The organism is Rhizobium hidalgonense (genome assembly GCF_005862185.2).
Lineage (GTDB): Bacteria > Pseudomonadota > Alphaproteobacteria > Rhizobiales > Rhizobiaceae > Rhizobium > Rhizobium hidalgonense.
Window position 1 is genome coordinate 3,631,421 of the sequence record NZ_CP054027.1, and the last position, 16,071, is coordinate 3,647,491.

At 61.3% G+C, this 16,071-nt stretch carries 21 protein-coding genes; 6 read left to right on the top strand and 15 right to left on the bottom strand.

Annotated elements, in window-relative coordinates:
• Positions 1 to 35: 35 nt before the first annotated feature.
• From fliP to flgF, 13 genes are all read right to left on the bottom strand, one after another.
• A complete protein-coding gene (fliP, locus tag FFM81_RS17605) occupies positions 36 to 773 on the bottom strand; it encodes a flagellar type III secretion system pore protein FliP (RefSeq protein ID WP_003584259.1) in 738 nt (245 codons plus the stop codon).
• Complete coding sequence (locus FFM81_RS17610; RefSeq protein ID WP_003570325.1) at positions 770 to 1,276, bottom strand: flagellar basal body-associated FliL family protein; 507 nt, start codon at positions 1,274 to 1,276, stop codon at positions 770 to 772. The genes fliP and FFM81_RS17610 overlap by 4 nt, the downstream gene beginning before the upstream one ends.
• Before the next feature lie 12 nt (positions 1,277 to 1,288).
• Complete coding sequence (gene flgH, locus FFM81_RS17615; RefSeq protein ID WP_003570327.1) at positions 1,289 to 2,005, bottom strand: flagellar basal body L-ring protein FlgH; 717 nt, start codon at positions 2,003 to 2,005, stop codon at positions 1,289 to 1,291.
• The gene (locus FFM81_RS17620) at positions 2,002 to 2,541 is read right to left on the bottom strand and encodes a MotE family protein (protein ID WP_138386305.1); all 540 of its coding nucleotides are present in this window, start codon (positions 2,539 to 2,541) and stop codon (positions 2,002 to 2,004) included. The genes flgH and FFM81_RS17620 overlap by 4 nt, the downstream gene beginning before the upstream one ends.
• Complete coding sequence (locus FFM81_RS17625) at positions 2,538 to 3,659, bottom strand: flagellar basal body P-ring protein FlgI (RefSeq protein ID WP_003570331.1); 1,122 nt, start codon at positions 3,657 to 3,659, stop codon at positions 2,538 to 2,540. The genes FFM81_RS17620 and FFM81_RS17625 overlap by 4 nt, the downstream gene beginning before the upstream one ends.
• Complete coding sequence (gene flgA, locus FFM81_RS17630; protein ID WP_025415339.1) at positions 3,656 to 4,138, bottom strand: flagellar basal body P-ring formation chaperone FlgA; 483 nt, start codon at positions 4,136 to 4,138, stop codon at positions 3,656 to 3,658. Before flgA ends, FFM81_RS17625 begins: the two co-directional genes overlap by 4 nt.
• 16 nt (positions 4,139 to 4,154) lie before the next feature.
• Positions 4,155 to 4,943 carry a flagellar basal-body rod protein FlgG gene (gene flgG / locus FFM81_RS17635; protein ID WP_003570335.1) on the bottom strand — a complete coding sequence of 263 codons (789 nt, stop codon included), beginning with the start codon at positions 4,941 to 4,943 and terminating at the stop codon, positions 4,155 to 4,157.
• Positions 4,944 to 4,962: 19 nt separating this feature from the next.
• Positions 4,963 to 5,304, bottom strand: coding sequence for a flagellar hook-basal body complex protein FliE (fliE, locus tag FFM81_RS17640; protein ID WP_003570337.1), 342 nt, complete (start codon positions 5,302 to 5,304; stop codon positions 4,963 to 4,965).
• A gap of 2 nt (positions 5,305 to 5,306) precedes the next feature.
• Entirely contained in the window at positions 5,307 to 5,723 is a 417-nt protein-coding gene (gene flgC, locus FFM81_RS17645) for a flagellar basal body rod protein FlgC (protein ID WP_003570338.1), read from the bottom strand.
• A 4-nt stretch (positions 5,724 to 5,727) separates the two neighbouring features.
• Positions 5,728 to 6,120 (bottom strand): flagellar basal body rod protein FlgB, encoded by a 393-nt coding sequence (gene flgB, locus FFM81_RS17650; protein ID WP_003570340.1) that lies wholly within the window; start codon positions 6,118 to 6,120, stop codon positions 5,728 to 5,730.
• A gap of 162 nt (positions 6,121 to 6,282) precedes the next feature.
• Positions 6,283 to 6,825, bottom strand: a complete 543-nt coding sequence (locus FFM81_RS17655) for a hypothetical protein (RefSeq protein WP_003570342.1) — start codon at positions 6,823 to 6,825, stop codon at positions 6,283 to 6,285.
• A gap of 2 nt (positions 6,826 to 6,827) precedes the next feature.
• Positions 6,828 to 8,225, bottom strand: coding sequence for a flagellar protein export ATPase FliI (gene fliI / locus FFM81_RS17660; protein ID WP_003570343.1), 1,398 nt, complete (start codon positions 8,223 to 8,225; stop codon positions 6,828 to 6,830).
• A gap of 2 nt (positions 8,226 to 8,227) precedes the next feature.
• Positions 8,228 to 8,962, bottom strand: coding sequence for a flagellar basal-body rod protein FlgF (flgF, locus tag FFM81_RS17665; RefSeq protein ID WP_003570344.1), 735 nt, complete (start codon positions 8,960 to 8,962; stop codon positions 8,228 to 8,230).
• Between the two features lie 252 nt (positions 8,963 to 9,214).
• Here flgF and motA point away from each other — a divergent pair, with 252 nt between their 5' ends.
• The 6 genes from motA to FFM81_RS17695 all read left to right on the top strand — a co-directional run bounded on the left by motA (position 9,215) and on the right by FFM81_RS17695 (position 14,415).
• Entirely contained in the window at positions 9,215 to 10,087 is an 873-nt protein-coding gene (gene motA, locus FFM81_RS17670) for a flagellar motor stator protein MotA (RefSeq protein ID WP_003570345.1), read from the top strand.
• Positions 10,088 to 11,035 carry a FliM/FliN family flagellar motor switch protein gene (locus FFM81_RS17675; protein WP_138386304.1) on the top strand — a complete coding sequence of 316 codons (948 nt, stop codon included), beginning with the start codon at positions 10,088 to 10,090 and terminating at the stop codon, positions 11,033 to 11,035.
• 65 nt (positions 11,036 to 11,100) lie between these two features.
• Positions 11,101 to 11,688, top strand: a complete 588-nt coding sequence (gene fliN, locus FFM81_RS17680; RefSeq protein WP_003570347.1) for a flagellar motor switch protein FliN — start codon at positions 11,101 to 11,103, stop codon at positions 11,686 to 11,688.
• A gap of 28 nt (positions 11,689 to 11,716) precedes the next feature.
• Positions 11,717 to 12,757 (top strand): flagellar motor switch protein FliG, encoded by a 1,041-nt coding sequence (fliG, locus tag FFM81_RS17685; RefSeq protein WP_003570348.1) that lies wholly within the window; start codon positions 11,717 to 11,719, stop codon positions 12,755 to 12,757.
• A gap of 129 nt (positions 12,758 to 12,886) precedes the next feature.
• A complete protein-coding gene (gene flhB, locus FFM81_RS17690; protein WP_003570349.1) occupies positions 12,887 to 13,966 on the top strand; it encodes a flagellar biosynthesis protein FlhB in 1,080 nt (359 codons plus the stop codon).
• A gap of 5 nt (positions 13,967 to 13,971) precedes the next feature.
• Positions 13,972 to 14,415, top strand: a complete 444-nt coding sequence (locus FFM81_RS17695) for a hypothetical protein (RefSeq protein WP_003570351.1) — start codon at positions 13,972 to 13,974, stop codon at positions 14,413 to 14,415.
• A 57-nt stretch (positions 14,416 to 14,472) separates the two neighbouring features.
• Here FFM81_RS17695 and visR read toward each other — a convergent pair whose 3' ends face one another.
• Both visR and visN read right to left on the bottom strand, forming a co-directional pair.
• Positions 14,473 to 15,219 (bottom strand): transcriptional regulator VisR, encoded by a 747-nt coding sequence (gene visR / locus FFM81_RS17700; protein WP_003570352.1) that lies wholly within the window; start codon positions 15,217 to 15,219, stop codon positions 14,473 to 14,475.
• A 9-nt stretch (positions 15,220 to 15,228) separates the two neighbouring features.
• A complete protein-coding gene (visN, locus tag FFM81_RS17705; protein WP_003570353.1) occupies positions 15,229 to 15,975 on the bottom strand; it encodes a transcriptional regulator VisN in 747 nt (248 codons plus the stop codon).
• Between the last annotated feature and the right edge of the window lie 96 nt (positions 15,976 to 16,071).

A 16,071-nucleotide genomic window follows, 5' to 3' on the forward strand; every position in this document is an offset into this window, starting at 1 on the left:
AAGCTCCTCATGGCCAAGCCATCAGTCGCGGCAGGTCAGTTGAAGGAGCGCACCAGACTGCCGACCAGCAGGTTCCAGCCGTCGATCAGCACGAAGAAGAGAATCTTGAACGGCAGCGAGATCGATGTGGGCGGCAGCATCATCATGCCCATCGCCATGGTGATGGTGGCGACGATGAGGTCGATGACCAGGAACGGCAGCACGACGAGGAAGCCGATCTCGAAGCCGCGGCGGATCTCGGAAATCATGAAAGCCGGGATCAGCACGCGGTAGTCGATCGGATCGGTCGTCTGGATAGTCTGCCCGCGTTCACGCGCCAGGTCGACGAAAAGTGCCAGATCCTTGTCGCGGGTATTGGCCGCCATGAAGGTGCGGAAGGGTTCGGCAATGCGCTGGACGGCCTCGGTCTCGTTGATCTGGTTGGCAAGCAGCGGCTGCACGCCGTTCTGCCAGGCCTGATCGAAGGTCGGCGACATGACGTAGAAGGTCATGAACAGCGACAGCGACAGGAGGATCATGTTGGAGGGCGTCGAGGAAAGGCCCATCCCCGAGCGCAGGATCGAGAAGGCGATGATGAAGCGCGGGAAGCTCGTCACCATGATCAGGATGCCGGGCGCAACCGAGAGAATGGTCAGCAGGCCGAATGTTCGGATGATCCAGGCGGCGACGGAGCCATCGACGGGCACGTTCAGCAAGTCAGTCGGCAGCTGCTGTGCCACCGCCAGTTCCGGTACCGCCATCATGGCGGCAAGGAAAACTATGAGACGAATCATTCGATGACAAATGTCCTGAACATGACCTTCGATACCCGCCCTTGCGAGCGAAGGTCAACACGTTCCTGTATGTCATCCTTGAGATATTGAAAGCCCCGTGGCCCCTCGATCTGCTGCAGGGAAACGGTCCTGATATAGGCGAGGATATCCTGGTGAATATCCTCGGAAACCTTGACATCCGGCGGCCCGTTGAACAGCAGCGCCACCTCGAGTCGAACCCAGTTTTCCGATGGGTAAGCGAGGTTCGAGGTGATCGGCTCGAGCTGGACGACGTTGTTGGCCTCGGTCGAGATATGGACCAGGCCTTCCTCGGCCTTTTTCTTGGCCTCGGCGTCCTTGGCCTGCTCGGCCTCCTTGGCGCCCTTGATGTTGGGCGCGACAATCGTGCCGACCGCCCAGCCGCCGCCGGCGCCGAGCAGCGTCAGGACGGCGATGCCGATGATCGTCATCAGCGTGGCGGATTTCTTCTTTGCTTGACCTGCGCTTGCGTCCGGCTCTGCCATCGTCGTTCAGCCTCAAAGCGGCGAGAAAAGATCGACGGCCTGCTGGCCGCGCGGAGGCTGCTGCACTTCCATCAGACGGCCGCGGCCACCGTAGGAGATGCGGGCTTCGGCGATCTTGTCGTAGGAGATCTGGTTTTCGGCATTGACGTCCTGCGGCCGAACGATACCGGCGACGTTGAGGATACGAAGTTCCTGGTTCAGGCGGACTTCCTGCGAACCTGAAATGACGAGGTTGCCGTTTTCGAGAATGCCGGTGACGACGGCGGCGACCAGAAGGGTGAGCTTGTCGGTGCGCTCGATCTTGCCCTTGCCGTCGGTGCTGGTGTCGGAACCATAGGTCAGGTCGGTCTTGGACTCGGGCGTCCAACCGAAGATCTGGGCGTTGACGTCCCAGCTCATGCCGCTCGAATTCTTGCGGCTGCGGTTGGTCTCGTTGTCGAACGAGCCCTTGTCGTTGATCTGGATGTCGACGGTCAGGATGTCGCCGACGTTGAGCGCGCGCGCGTCCTTGAAAAGCGCCGCCTGCGAATCGCTCCACAGCGAATAACCCTGCGCCACGGCACGCGGCTGCTTCGGATAAAGCGCCATCTGCGGAGTCTGTCCGTAGGCAAGGCCGCTGCCGATCGGGCTCATGGCAGGGGCGCGGCCGATCTCGCTGACTGCCGTCGGAGACTGGCAACCTGCAAGCAGTGCGAGGGCGGCGATCGCGGCCGGGAAACGCATATTCATGAAGGATCCTTCGACGTATTGGGATCGGACGCACTGGCGATGACGCTGGCGATGACCGCTGCCTTGGCTGGGTCCATCTCGTTGAGGATGAGGCTCGACTGACGCGGTCCAAGCCGCATGATCACGGCGGAGGCCACCTCGATCTTCATATCCTGCAGCTGGAGTGCAGCCGCATCCGGCTTCATCTTCTTATAGATCTCGGTGAGGCCGGCTTCGGCCTGCTTCAGGAAATCATCGCGCCGCTTCAGCCAGTCCTGGTATTCGGCCTTGCGCTTGTCCATCTCTGCCATGCGGGCGTCGATGTCGGCGCGAAGCTTTTCCAGCTCCTGCTTCTGCAGGAGGTAACGCTGGTCGCGGGCGGGGTCGGCGATATTGGTGCAGAACTGCTTGACCTCGTCCTGGGAGGTGATGTCTCCCGCCGGCGCATGCTCCTGCGCGAAGGCGCCCGGGATCGACAGAAGGACGAGACCTGCTGCCGGCAGCGCCAGCCGGCGCATCAATTGCAGGACCGTTATGTCTTTGATGGTCTCTATCATTGCAGCACGAGCTCCGCCTGTAGGGCGCCCGCCGACTTGATGCCCTGGAGAATGGCGATGATGCCATCCGGTTTCACGCCGATATTGTTGAGGCCGGCAACCAGTGTCCTGAGATCGGGACCATCGATGATGGCGACGCGCCCGCCGGTCTGCTCAGCCGCGATATCGGTCTGCGGCTGGACGGCGGTTCGGCCGCGCGAGAAGGGTTCGGGCTGGATGATCTGCGGCGTCTCGGTGACCTGAACCGTCAGCGTGCCGTAGCTGACGGCGACCGGCGAAACGCGGACGTCGGAGCCGATGACGATCGTTCCGGTGCGTTCGTTGATGACAACCTTGGCTGGCGTGTCGGTTTCGACGATGAGATTTTCGATGTCGGCCATCAGCCGTGTGAGATCGGCCGTGCGCGGCTTCTGGATCACCACTTCCTGCGAATCCTTGGCTTCGGCGACCGGGCCGCCGAAGCGTGCCGAGGCATACCCGTTGACGATGTCGGCGATGCGGATCGCCGTCGAGAAGTCGGGGTTGCGCAGTTGCAGGACGAGATTGACCGAGTCCTTGAAGCGGGACGGCAGTTCGCGTTCGATGATGGCGCCTCCGGGTACGCGACCGGCGGTGGTCACACCTTCGGTCACGGTCGCCGCTTGTCCCTGGGCCTGGAAGCCGGTGACAATGGCCGCACCCTGCGCGACGGCGTAGATCTGGCCGTCGGCGCCGGACAGCGAGGTCATGACGAGCGTGCCGCCGCGCAGCGACGTCGCGTCGCCAAGCGAGCTTACCGTCACGTCGATGCGGCTGCCGGGGCTTGCGAAGGGCGGCAGGTTGGCGGTGACCATGACGGCCGCCGTGTTCTTGGCATTGGACTGACCGCCCTGCGTCGAGATGCCGAGATTCTGCAGCATCGCCCGCATCGACTGCTCGGTGAACGGCGAGGCACGGAAGCCGTCGCCGGTGCCCTGCAGGCCGACGATCAGGCCATAACCGATCAGCTGGTTGTCGCGGCCGGCCTGAAGGGAGGCAATATCCTTGATGCGGGAGGTCAGCGCCCAGGCGGGCGCGACGTCGGCCAGGCTGATCGCGAGAACCGCGACAAGGGTCAAGAACCGGAAGAACAATTTCATTTTGCCCTCACATGGACCGTGCCGTCCGCAAGCACCGTGCCGCTGACGATGACGCCGGAATCCATATTGCGTGCGCGCACGACCTGGCCGGTCGAGCCGTCTTCGAGCGGCGTGCCGGCAGCCGAGATGGTCATCGCGCCGAGTGAAAACACCAGGCGGATCGAGGAGCCGCGGGTCACCGTGTAGGCTTCGCGGAGACCCGAAACCGAAATCGTCCGGCCCGGCAGCAGCGTGCGCTTGGAGACCATGCCTTCGACCTGGGAAATGGATTTGGCGAAATCACCGGCGAGGTTGGGGTTGGTGACCTCGACCTCTTGAAGCTGGCTGGCCGACAATGTGTCGCCGGGGTAGATGATCGTCGTCGGGACGACGGCATAACCCATGCCGGCATCCACGTCCGCGGGCAAGAAAATGCCCGCGACTGCGATCGTGGCTGCCGCCACCCATCCTGAGATGTGTCGTGCCCGGCAAAACATCATGTTTCGGCCCTTCCCTTTACTTCAGGTTCTTGCTGACGATGGAGGCCATTTCATCAGCGGTGGTGATCACCTTGGAATTCATTTCGTAAGCGCGCTGGGCCGAGATCAGCTCGGTGATTTCCTTCACCGGGTCGACGTTCGACGATTCCAGATAGCCCTGCTTCATGTAGGCGAAGCCTTCCTCGTCAGGATTGCCGACGACGGCATCGCCGGAGGCCGCCGTTTCCTGGAAGAGATTGTCACCGATCGGCTGGAGACCGGCCTCGTTGACGAAATCAGCAAGCGTCAGCTGGCCGAGCACGGTCGCGTCCGTGGCGCCGGGCAGCTTGGCCGAAACCTGGCCGGAGCGGCTGATCGTCAGCTCGGTCGAGCCCGTCGGAATGTTGATGCCGGGCAGGACCTCGTAGCCGTCGATGGTGACGAGCTGGCCCTGGTCGTTCTTGTTGAAGGCGCCGGCGCGGGTATAAAGCGTCGTTCCGTCGGTCGACTGGATCTGGAAAAAGCCCTTGCCGATCAGCGCCACGTCGAGGTCGTTGCCGGTCTGGGTCAGTTCGCCCTGGAGATGCAGGTTGCGGACCGCCGAGGTCTGGACGCCGAGGCCGATATTGGCGCCTTCGGGAACGACCGCCTGGTTGGCGCGGTTGGCGACACCCTTGGCGCGTTCGGTCTGGTAGAGAAGATCGGAGAATTCAGCGCGGGCACGCTTGAAACCCGTCGTATTGATGTTGGCGATATTGTTCGCGATGACTTCCAGATTGGTCTGCTGGGCATCCATGCCCGTTGCTGCGATGGCGAGCGCTCTCATGTGTTCGTCCTCAAATCAGTTACATCTGCATCTTGGTGACTTCGAGAAAGGCCGAGACGACCTTGTCGCGGATGGCGATCGCCGTCTGCAGCGTCTGCTCGGCCTGGAGCATGGAATCGACGACTTCACGCGTCGTCGCCGTGCCCTTGATCCCGGCAAAGGACATGCTTTCCGCACCCTTCAGGCTGGTGACCGCGTCGCTCGCCATATTGCCCATGACGGAGGCGAAGCTCATATTATTGGCAGCACCCGCGGTGCCCGGCATGGTGGCGGCGGACGACGAGGCGGAATTTTCGGTATCGACGGCTCCGAGCGCACGGGTCATCGAAAGGTTGCTGACATTCTGGACGCTGCTGATCATTATTATTGGCTCTTCAGGAGATCGATCGTGGAGGAAATGAGATCGCGGGTCTGCTTGATGGTCTGCAGATTGGCGTCATAGGAGCGGTTGGCTTCGCGCATGTCGGCCATCTCGACCAGGATGTTGACGTTCGGCAGCTTGACGACGCCCTTCTGGTCCGCAGCCGGATTGCTGGGATCGAATTCGGTGCTGAAGTCGCCTTCGTCGACGCCGACCTTCTTGACGTCAACCGTCTCGACGCCGCTGACGCGATCCATCTGCTGGCCGAAAGTGATCGTCTTGCGGCGATAGGGGTCGGCACCTGGTGTGTCGCCGGTCGAGCGGGCGTTGGCGATGTTTTCCGAAACGATGCGCAGGCGCGTCGACTGCGCCTCGAGCCCGGAACCAGCGATTTTCATTGCTGCTGAAAGCGGATCCATGAGTTTACTTCCTGACGGTCATCAGCATCATGCGGTTGAAGGAACTGACCAGCGATGTGTTCAGATCGTACTGGCGCTTGATATCGCCAGATTTGGAGAGCTCCTCGGCCAGACCGACCGTGTTGCCGGATTCCTGGACGCCGATTTCCTGGTCGAGTGCGGCGTCCTTGACGTCGATATCGCCACTGGTGCTGAAATCATTGCCGCTGAGATGGGCCGGATTGGTGCGCGCCATGGTGATATCCGACTTGTCGAGCACGGCGTCGAAGGGCGTGACGTCCTTGGCGCGGAACTTCGGGGTATTGGCATTCGCGATATTGCCGGCAACAACCTGCTGACGGATCGTCAGCCATTCCGCCTGTCGCGAAGCCAAGTCGAAAAGTTGGATCGGTTGCATGAGACTCTCCGTTTTTACTGTCCCGAACCTAGTGCGGTAATCTTGCGTGGGACTTACGGGAATTCAGGTTTCGACGGCTCTTCGGGGAGCGCCGCGCGCAAAAAAAGGAGCTCCGGCCGGTTCGCGGCGGAGCCCCTGTTGCCTCAGCGATGGCCGGCAGGTTCAGTTGTTCTGGTAGGTCTCACCCTTGGAGGTGACGATCATCCACTTTCCCTCGCGCTGTTCGATTGTCGCAAGGCGGCTCTGGTCCGGAAGGATCGAGCCGACGCGCACCACATACATGCCGGAAGTATCCTCGATCAGCGCCCGGCCATTGGAGACGTGCAGCAGGCGGAAGGACGACTTGCCGGGAAAAGGCTGATCCTCCAGGATGGGGCGGCCCTCGCGCTCCTTGCCGAGGTCGGAGACCGTCGCCGTCGTCAGTGGATCGATCGGCGGCGCCTTCTTGTCCGGCTCGTTCTTGTTGACCATGGCCAGCGGCGAAACGCTGAAGACGTTGCGGGCGGGCCAATCCGGCAGTTCGCGCGAATTGTCGCTGGCGGCGACGTTGATGCCGAATTTGTCTTCGTTGAAGAACACATACCACGGAAAGAACGCGGAGGCGCCGGCAAGCGCCAGACCGGCAACGGTCAGAAACCGATCCAGGCCGGCGGCCTTCCTGCGCTGCTTCGGGGAAGCTATGCGTTCGTCGTCGAATTCTGCCACGTCTATCTCCTCTGGATGGCTCCGCCCTGATTGCCGATGCCGGCTGCAGCCTTGAGGGCGCCGGCGAGATCGGCAAAGGCATCGGGCGAGTCGCGATCGCCCGGAGACTGTTTCAGGACGTCATAAATGATCGGCACCTGCTTGACCGCCATATCGAGATCGGGATCGGCGCCCTGGCGGTAACCGCCGATCAGGCGCAGGTCGCGGGTTTCCTCGAAGCGGTGGATCAGCACCTTCAGCCGCGACACCAGTTTTTCCTGATCCGGCGTCCAGGCCTTGCGGGCAAGACGCGAGATCGAGGCGAGCGGATCGATCGGCGGATAACGCCCTTCTTCGGCAAGGCTGCGCTGCAGGACGATATGGCCGTCGAGGATGCCGCGTGTCGAATCGGCGATCGGGTCGTTGTGGTTGTCGCCGTCGACGAGGATCGAGATGATCGCCGTGATGGTGCCGGCGCCCTCGGCGCCCGGACCGGCGCGCTCCAACAGGCGCGGCAGCTCGGTGAAGACGGAGGCCGGGTAGCCGCGGGCGATCGGCGGCTCTCCAGAGGCGGTCGCCACCTCGCGGATCGCATGGGCGAAACGCGTGATGCTGTCGACGATGAACAGAACATTCTCACCCTTGTCACGGAAATGCTCGGCGATGGTGACCGCCGTCAGCGGCGCCATCTTGCGCAGCATCGGGCTCTCGTCGCTGGTGGCAACGACGGCGATCGCCTTCTTCATGTTGCTGCCGAGCGTATCCTCGATGAATTCGCGTACCTCGCGGCCGCGTTCGCCGACAAGCGCAATGACGACCTTGTCGAAGGCATCGGCGCGGGCGAGCATGGAGAGAAGCGTCGACTTGCCGACGCCGGAGCCAGCGAAGATGCCGAGGCGCTGCCCGAGGCAGAGCGGCGAGAAGATGTCGATGGCGCGCACGCCGGTCTTGAAACCGGCCTCGACCCGCTTGCGGGTCATCGAGGGCGGCGCGGCATTGGAGATCGAGCGGCGGTCGAGGCCCTCGGCGATCGGCCCCAGCCCGTCGATCGGCTCGCAGAGCGAGTTGACGGTGCGCCCACACCAGCTGTCCGACGGTGAGATGCGGAAGGCGCCCTTGCGGATCACCGTATCGTGGATGCCGATCGGCTCGCCCGGTTCGATCGGGCAGACATAGATCAGATCAGGCTCGACACGAACCACCTCGCCCAGATGAATGCCGGTCGCCGATTTATGGGCGACGAACTCGCCGAGGCGAACGTGGCGGGAAAGCCCGCGAACCGTGTAGTGGCCGGCGGCGATGGTGTGCACGCGACCGCCATGGGCAACGGCGAATTCCGGCGATGCGTATCGGTCGACGAGGCCTGCCAGATGCGCCAGCTTCGGGGAAAGGCCGTCCTCGGACAGTAGCGTCGTGCTCATGCTTAGCGGCTGCCCCCTAGCGTCTGGACGGCTTCCTTGAAGGAATCCTCGCTGTCACGCATCAGCGACGAGACGCTTTCGAAGGCGCGGTTGACTTCGATCAGCTGGGTGATCTCGCGCATCGCGTTGACGTTGGAATTTTCGAGATAACCCTGCTCGACACCGACATTGAAGCGGTCGACGACGGCACGCGGCTGGTCGGTGGTCATGATGCCGCTGTTTTCGTAGCGCAGATAACCCTTGCTGATATCGGCCTCGAACAGCCCGAGCGAACCGACCTGGCGGTCGCCCTGATAGATGATGCCGTCGGCGCCGACGGCCGGCTCGCCGCCCTTGGAGTTGAGCTGGATCGGCGCGCCGCCGGCGTCGAGAACGGGATATCCGCGGATCGAAACCAGTTCGCCGGTGTCCTTCAGCGTAAAGCGGCCGTCCCTCGTCAACACTCGGCCGGCCGGCGTATCGAGCGAGAACCAGGCATCGCCCTTGATGGCGAAATCCAGCATGTTGCCGGTGTGCTGCAGCTCGCCATTGGCCTCGTTCAGATAGTCGTTGCCTTGGGAAACGAAGGCGACCTTGGTGTTCAGCTTGTTCTTGGTCGCCGCCACCATCTCGTCGAACTTCACCTCGGTGGCGCGAAAACCGGTCGTGTTCACGTTCGCCATGTTGTCCGCGATGGTGGTCAGGCGCTTTTCGAGGGCCATCTGCGACGACAGAGAAACATAAAGACCGGATTGCATGTCGGTAAGCTCCAAGCATTGGCGATGAACGGAACGAAAAGCCGGGCGTCGTCTGTCTGTTTCGGCCGGGATTTCGCTGAGGCGGCATCTCAGAAACGGGCGCGGGCACCCATTCGTCTCCTTTAGACTGACGGCAGATGCTTGCGCGAAGCTGGCACGCGAAAATGCCTGGCCGGCGGCCTTTCATCAGCCTCACGCAAGGCAGAAACCCTATCCGTCTCAAAGAAAAGCAACGTTCAGATTGGGCTGACGATGAACATTATTATTGGATTTGTAGTTGTATGCGGCTGTATCATCGGCAGCTTCATGGCGATGGGCGGCCACGTGGACGCCCTGTTCCAGCCCTTCGAATTCGTCATCATCGGCGGCGCCGGTCTCGGCAGCTTCATCATGGCGAACCCGATGAAGGTGGTGAAGGATTCCGGCAAGGCGCTCGGCGAAGCCTTCAAGCACGCAGTTCCCAAGGAACGCAATTATCTCGATACGCTCGGCGTGCTCTATTCGCTGATGCGCGACCTGCGCACCAAGTCGCGAAACGAAATCGAAGCCCACATCGACAATCCGGCGGAATCGACCATCTTCCAGTCGGCTCCGACCGTTCTCAAGAACAAGGAATTGACGGCGTTCATCTGCGACTACGTGCGCCTGATCATCATCGGCAACGCCCGCAGCCACGAGATCGAAGCGCTGATGGACGAAGAACTCAACACCATCATGCACGACAAGATGAAACCTTACCACGCCATCCAGATCATGGGCGACTCCTTCCCGGCCATCGGTATCGTCGCGGCCGTTCTCGGCGTTATCAAGGCGATGGCCCACATCAACGACTCTCCCGAGGTGCTCGGTCACCTGATCGGCTCGGCGCTGGTCGGCACCTTCCTCGGCATTCTCTTGTCCTACTGCCTCTGCTCGCCGCTGGTCTCCCAGATCAAGATCGTGCGCAACAAGCAGCACCGCCTCTACGTCATCGTCAAGCAGACGCTGCTTGCCTACATGAACGGCTCGGTGCCGCAGGTCGCTCTCGAATACGGCCGCAAGACGATCTCGGCTTACGAGCGTCCGTCCATCGATGCGGTCGAACAGGAAATGATGAACCCAGGCGGCGAAAACAAGGCGGCTTAAATGACCATGAGCAATGCTTCGCACGACAAACCGGCAATGGATCCTGCCCTTCTCGCCAAGCTGACCGGCGGGCTCGGCGACAGAGGCAGGGTCGCCAAGATCTGCAGTTCCTTCGGGGAAATCTACAGCGAATTCTTTCCCGACGTCATCAAGAGCGAGACCGGCCTCGACGTGACGGTCAACTATCTCGGCTGCGAGATCGGCTACAAGAACCACCTGATCGACGACCTGAGCTCGAACGTCACGCTCGTCGACGTGACGCTGCGCAACTGGTCGCAGAACATCACGATTGCCTGCGGCAACGGTTTCGTCATCACGCTGATGGAACATCTGCTCGGCGCTACCGCCGATACGATCGAGGAGCCGGCCCACCGGCTGCTGTCGATCATCGAAATGGACCTGGCGGTGATGGTTTTCGACAAGATCGCCAAGGTGCTGCGCTCGGCCGTCAACGCGCCCGGCGGTTTCGAACCGAGCCTTTCGGTCCCGCACGCCCTTGAGATGCGTGCCCGGCCGCCGGAGGACCGCCTGGATGAATTCGCCGCCGCCATCAACATGTCGATCACGCTTGCCGGTATCGTGTCGGAATTTTCGTTGATCGTTCCACAGACGGCGCTTCTCAAGACCAAAGTGACGCCGCCGAAACCGAAGCGCCAGACCGGCCAATCGGCGGAATGGACCGAGCAGCTCGGCGACCAGGTCCGCCGTTCGCATGTCACGCTCGAGGCCAAGATCAGGCTGCAGGACCTGACATTGCGCACGATCTCCAAGCTGATGGTCGGCGATGTCATCCCGTTCCGTGACCATGGCGACGTGCGCGTCGAGGTCAGCGCCAACAGCAAGGAATTGTATGTGTGCGAGTTCGGGCGTTCAGGCGAAAATTACATGGTCCGCGTCAAGGATACGATGAACTCGGATGACGAACTCATCCGTCATTTAATGAATTAATCGGTTCTCTGGCTTTTGGGCTGCAAAGGCAGTTTGAGGCAAGTTTCAACTGGAATAGTGATTTCATGGCTACGAAGAAAACACAGCAGAACAGCGACCTCTCCCTGGATATGCCGGGCAGCGAAGCGGATCTCGACCAGGCGATCGACGATCTGCGCGGCGTGCTGAAGCAGGATGCCGATGGCGACCTGCCGCAGTTTGGCGACGACCTGCAGAACGACGCCTTCGCAGCAGGAACCGATCTGGCGGCTTTCGGCGGCGAGATTTCGGACAGCCCGTTCGGCGGCGACGATTTCGGCGGCGATTTCGGTGCCGGCAATGCCGGCCCGGCTGCGGGCATGGATTTCGGCGGCAGCCCTTCCTTCGAGGCATCGCCGGCTCCGCTCGGCAGCGCTTTGAATTCCAATTTTGAACTGATCATGGACATTCCGATCGATGTCCAGATCATGCTCGGCACCAGCCGTATGCAGGTCTCGGGGCTGATGAACCTCAATGAAGGGGCGACGATCGCCCTCGACAAGAAGATCGGCGAGCCGGTCGAGATCATGGTGAACGGCCGCAGGATTGCCCGCGGCGAGATTACGGTGCTTGATAACGACGACACCCGATTCGGTGTGAAACTGATAGAAGTTTTGAGTACGAAAAAAGCCTGATCCCTGTGTGGGACGGAGAGGTTAGACCATGATGGACTTTGACGATTTCGGCGGCGCGCTAGCCGGGAAACCGTTGACCCAGGCTGAAAAGGCGGCGGCTGTTCTTCTCGCTATGGGAAAGGGCGTCGCCGGCCGGCTGTTGAAATATTTCACCCAGGCCGAACTGCAGACCATTATCTCATCCGCCCAGTCGCTGCGCGCCATTCCGCCGGACGAGCTCCTGCAGCTCGTCTCCGAATTCGAAGACCTCTTCACCGAGGGCGCCGGCCTGATGGACAATGCCAAGGCGATCGAGGCCATTCTGGAAGAAGGCCTGACGCCCGACGAGGTCGACAGCCTGCTCGGCCGCCGCACGGCGTTCCAGGCCTATGAAACCTCGATCTGGGATCGCCTCAGCGAGGCGGAGCCGACATTCGTCGCCCAGTTCCTGCTGCGCGAACATCCGCAGACCGTCGCCTATATTCTTTCGATGATGCCTTCCAACTTCGGCGCCAAGGTGCTGTTGCAGCTTCCCGACAATCGCCGCGCAGACATCATGAACCGAACCGTCAACATGAAGACGGTTAGCCCGAAGGCTGCGCAGATCATCGAGAACCAGGTCATGACGCTGCTTGCCGAGGTCGAGGCAGAGCGCAATGCCGCCGGCTCGACGAAGGTCGCCGATCTCATGAACGAACTCGACAAGCCGCAGGTCGACACGCTGCTCACCTCGCTCGAATCGATCAGCCGCGAATCCGTCAACAAGGTCCGCCCGAAGATCTTCCTGTTCGAGGACCTCATGTACATGCCGCAGCGCAGCCGTGTCATGCTGCTCAACGACATCTCGACAGATGTGCTCACCGTCGCGTTGCGCGGTTCGCCGCCCGAGATCCGCGAATCGGTTCTCTCCGCCATCAGCCCGCGCCAGCGCCGCATGATCGAATCGGATCTGCAGAGCGGCATGGGCGGCGTCAATCCGCGCGAGATCGCCATTGCCCGGCGCGCCGTGGCGCAGGAAGCGATTCGCCTGGCCAACTCAGGCCAGATCGAGCTCAAGGAGAAGGAAGGCGACGCTTCGGCAGCCGCCTAACACTTCGAGCCTGTTGACAAATCCGGCACGCCACAAGGCGGCTGTTGATCGCCGCGTCGCAGGCGACTACCCTTCAACCGATAGGCCGCGCTCAAGCTGCGGCCTATTTCTTTGACGGAGGGCCGCGTCTTGGCAGACGATGACAAGGACAGCAAAACAGAAGCCCCGACCGCGAAAAAGCAAACCGATGCCGCCGAGAAAGGCAACGTGCCGTTTTCGCGCGAGCTGTCGATCTTCGCGACCATCCTTGCCACCTATATCTATCTGGTGTTCTTCCTCCCCGCCAGCGTCGGGCGCATGGCTGAAACGTTGCGCGACATCTTCGAACAGCCCGACCAATGGAAGATCGAGACGGGGCCGGATGTGCTTTCGCTGTTCGTCCGGCTCGGTTGGGCAGTTGCGGCGCTGCTGGCGCCCGCCTTCATCCTGTTCATGGTGTTCGGCATCGCCTCCTCCATCTTCCAGAACCTACCGACGCCCGTGCTCGAACGCATCCGGCCACAGGCCTCACGCATCTCTCCCGCCAAAGGCTGGGAACGGCTCTTCAGCCTGCCGGGCCTGATCGAGTTCGGAAAATCGCTGTTCAAGGTCGTCGTCGTCGGGGTGATCCTGTTTTTCGTGCTCCGGAGCGAATATTTCAGCTCGATCGACGCAATGTTCTCCGACCCGCAGACGATTCTGGTGCGGATCTCGACAGCGATGCGCAAGATCATCATCGTCGTGCTGATCGCGACCGCGATCGTGGCGATCGCCGATGTCTTCTGGACGCGCCATCACTGGTTCACCGAGCTGAAGATGACGCGGCACGAGATCAAGGAAGAAAACAAGCAGGCGCAGGGCGACCCCTTCGTCAAGGGCCGGCAGCGCTCGCTGATGCGCGACCGGGCGCGCCGGCGCATGATTGCCAATGTGGACCGGGCGACACTCGTTATCGCCAACCCGACGCACTACGCGGTGGCGCTGCGCTACGCGCGTGAAGAAAACGACGCGCCTGTGGTGCTGGCCAAGGGCCAGGACCTCATTGCGCTCAAAATCAGGGAGATCGCCGAGAAAAACGGCATACCGGTGTTCGAGGATCCGCCGCTTGCGCGCTCCATGTTTGCGCAAGTCTCGGTAGATAGTGTCATACCGTCAGTCTTCTATAAGGCCGTTGCGGAGCTGATCCACCGGGTCTACGCCGCAGACGCCAAGAACAAACGGGTAAGATAAGCCGAATGAAAAAATGCCCCCACTCTACCCAGCGTGAAAAAATCCTCGCAGTCGCGATCAGCCCGGTCGCCACGGAACTGCGCCTCCTGGATGCTTCTGACCTTATTTCGCTGCTGCGCTTCGAGTATTACGGCAATCTTTCCGATCTCGTGGCTTCGGCGGCGGAGCTTTTCTTTCATCCGGGCACGGTGAATTTCGGCCTGGGCGGCAACTATACGCTGGAGTGGGGCGGCAAGCCCGAAGTCGTTCTCGATCTCGAAATCAAGCCGCGCGGCGTCACCGTCTATGCGCAGCTGACGCTTGCCGAAGATCACGCCGGCATCGAGATCAACCATATCGCATTCCAGTATCCCTCGGCCGATCCCGATGAGAACACCCGCTTCCTCGAAAAGAGCCTTCGGGAATCGCGCTACAGCGTCAGCCAGACGCCGCGTGCGCTGGCCGGCTGACCTGTCATCAGGACATGAGAGCTTTCATCCGCTCTTTCGAGAGCATATCCATGCGGTTCAGCTGATGTAGCCGAGCCGGATCGCCTTGGCGATCGCCTGGATGCGATTGACGGAATCGAGCTTGATGGTCGCCGAGCCGAGATAGGCGTTGACGGTGTGCACCGACAGGCCGAGCTTGTCGGCAATCTCTTCGCTGATGCGGCCGTCGCCGGCAAGCTGGAGACAGGCGATCTCGCGTTCGCTGAGCGCTTCGGCGGCCGCCGTGCGGCGTTCGTCGAGCGAGAGCAGATCCATCATGATATGGCAGCAGCGACCGTGCAGCTCGACAATAGTATCGCTCGACGGATCGATCTCATCGCCGGTGAAAACGATAAAACCGTTGCCGACGGCGCCGAGCCGCACCGGAAAGGCAAGGCCGGAAAAAGGCAGGATACCATCCTGCAGTCGCGTCATGAATGGCGCGAAGTCGGCAGGACCGGGTGCGGCACGGTCGTAACCGCCGGCCCATGAGAGCGGCAATAGCGACTTGTCGATATGCTCGAGAAGGACATCGCCATAGGCATCCGTGAAGGCCTTGCCGAAACCGGCATTGGCGGAGCCCCAGTTCTCGAGCTCGCAGACAAGCCGCTGCTTGGCCGGAAGACCCGACCCGCTGACGCGGAAGATCGCAAAACCGTGGGCATCGGCGAGCTTCTGCATCGCAATCAGCCGCGGAAAGAGATCGGAGCGGCTGGAAATCCTGTTCACACGCACCATGCGCAACTGCTCGGCGCTGCTCATCGTCCTGGCTGATGGATGCGCCATGGATCCCCCCTATACGAGATTATTGCGGACGGCGAAGGCAATGGCCTCGGAGCGGGTCTTTGTCGCCGTCTTGCGCATCACGCTGGTGATGTAGTTGTTGATGGTATTGCGGGAGATGCCGAGGATCATCGCGATCTCGTCGCTGGTCTTGCCCTCGGCGATCCAGAACAGGCATTCGAGCTCGCGGTCGGTCAATTCGAAATCACGATCGACCCTCGTTCCGCCGCAGCGCAGGAAACTCGCGACATAACCGGCAAGCAGGCCGACATCCCGCAGGCGCTCCGGCGACAGAATGAACCCCTCGCCGAACAGAAACATCAGGGCCAGCCGCGATCGGCCGACATTGAAGGTGACCGAACAATATTGGCGGCTGGCGCCGTCCGGCACCTCGGCATTGTCAGGCATAAGAGCAAAATTCGGCTGGAAAACCTGCATGCATTTTTCCAGCTCAGTCGAACGGGCATAGCCGCGAACCAGATCATTGGCGATATCCCTGACCAGGTCAAAGGGCCAATCCGACGAGACAATGAAATCGAGGCCGCTTTCCTGGAGGAGATCGCAGCGCGCCAGGAGGTAGTGCGAAGCACCGACATACTCGGTCAGCGCGCGCAGACCGGACTGCAACCTGCCAGTGTTGGCGACACCGTGCAGGCGCTGGAGCAGTTGATCGCGTGGCAACAGATCCGGCACCACAGCGCTCGCAAAATTCGACATTTGCCTCTCGCCTTTGCTCGCCTGAATTACGTCCATATCCATTGGCAATGTCCTGCGGCTGAGAAACGATCAAACTCGGTGCAACAGCAATTTTTCTATAAGGGATTCAATTCAAGTCCGCTCGAATCCCATTTCGAA

Bases quoted from the DNA above. Each gene is read 5' to 3' on its own strand.
- fliI (WP_003570343.1), bottom strand. From the start codon at position 8,225: ATGAGCACGACGCTACTGTCCGAGGACGGCCTTTCCCCGAAGCTGGCG.
- FFM81_RS17695 (WP_003570351.1), top strand. From the start codon at position 13,972: ATGAAAAAATGCCCCCACTCTACCCAGCGTGAAAAAATCCTCGCAGTC.
- flgA (WP_025415339.1), bottom strand. From the start codon at position 4,138: ATGATGTTTTGCCGGGCACGACACATCTCAGGATGGGTGGCGGCAGCC.
- fliE (WP_003570337.1), bottom strand. From the start codon at position 5,304: ATGATCAGCAGCGTCCAGAATGTCAGCAACCTTTCGATGACCCGTGCG.
- FFM81_RS17610 (WP_003570325.1), bottom strand. From the start codon at position 1,276: ATGGCAGAGCCGGACGCAAGCGCAGGTCAAGCAAAGAAGAAATCCGCC.
- FFM81_RS17675 (WP_138386304.1), top strand. From the start codon at position 10,088: ATGACCATGAGCAATGCTTCGCACGACAAACCGGCAATGGATCCTGCC.
- visR (WP_003570352.1), bottom strand. From the start codon at position 15,219: ATGGCGCATCCATCAGCCAGGACGATGAGCAGCGCCGAGCAGTTGCGC.
- flgB (WP_003570340.1), bottom strand. From the start codon at position 6,120: ATGCAACCGATCCAACTTTTCGACTTGGCTTCGCGACAGGCGGAATGG.
- fliG (WP_003570348.1), top strand. From the start codon at position 11,717: ATGATGGACTTTGACGATTTCGGCGGCGCGCTAGCCGGGAAACCGTTG.
- FFM81_RS17625 (WP_003570331.1), bottom strand. From the start codon at position 3,659: ATGAAATTGTTCTTCCGGTTCTTGACCCTTGTCGCGGTTCTCGCGATC.
- flgH (WP_003570327.1), bottom strand. From the start codon at position 2,005: ATGAATATGCGTTTCCCGGCCGCGATCGCCGCCCTCGCACTGCTTGCA.
- motA (WP_003570345.1), top strand. From the start codon at position 9,215: ATGAACATTATTATTGGATTTGTAGTTGTATGCGGCTGTATCATCGGC.
- flgC (WP_003570338.1), bottom strand. From the start codon at position 5,723: ATGGATCCGCTTTCAGCAGCAATGAAAATCGCTGGTTCCGGGCTCGAG.
- visN (WP_003570353.1), bottom strand. From the start codon at position 15,975: ATGGATATGGACGTAATTCAGGCGAGCAAAGGCGAGAGGCAAATGTCG.
- fliN (WP_003570347.1), top strand. From the start codon at position 11,101: ATGGCTACGAAGAAAACACAGCAGAACAGCGACCTCTCCCTGGATATG.
- flgG (WP_003570335.1), bottom strand. From the start codon at position 4,943: ATGAGAGCGCTCGCCATCGCAGCAACGGGCATGGATGCCCAGCAGACC.
- flgF (WP_003570344.1), bottom strand. From the start codon at position 8,962: ATGCAATCCGGTCTTTATGTTTCTCTGTCGTCGCAGATGGCCCTCGAA.
- fliP (WP_003584259.1), bottom strand. From the start codon at position 773: ATGATTCGTCTCATAGTTTTCCTTGCCGCCATGATGGCGGTACCGGAA.
- FFM81_RS17620 (WP_138386305.1), bottom strand. From the start codon at position 2,541: ATGATAGAGACCATCAAAGACATAACGGTCCTGCAATTGATGCGCCGG.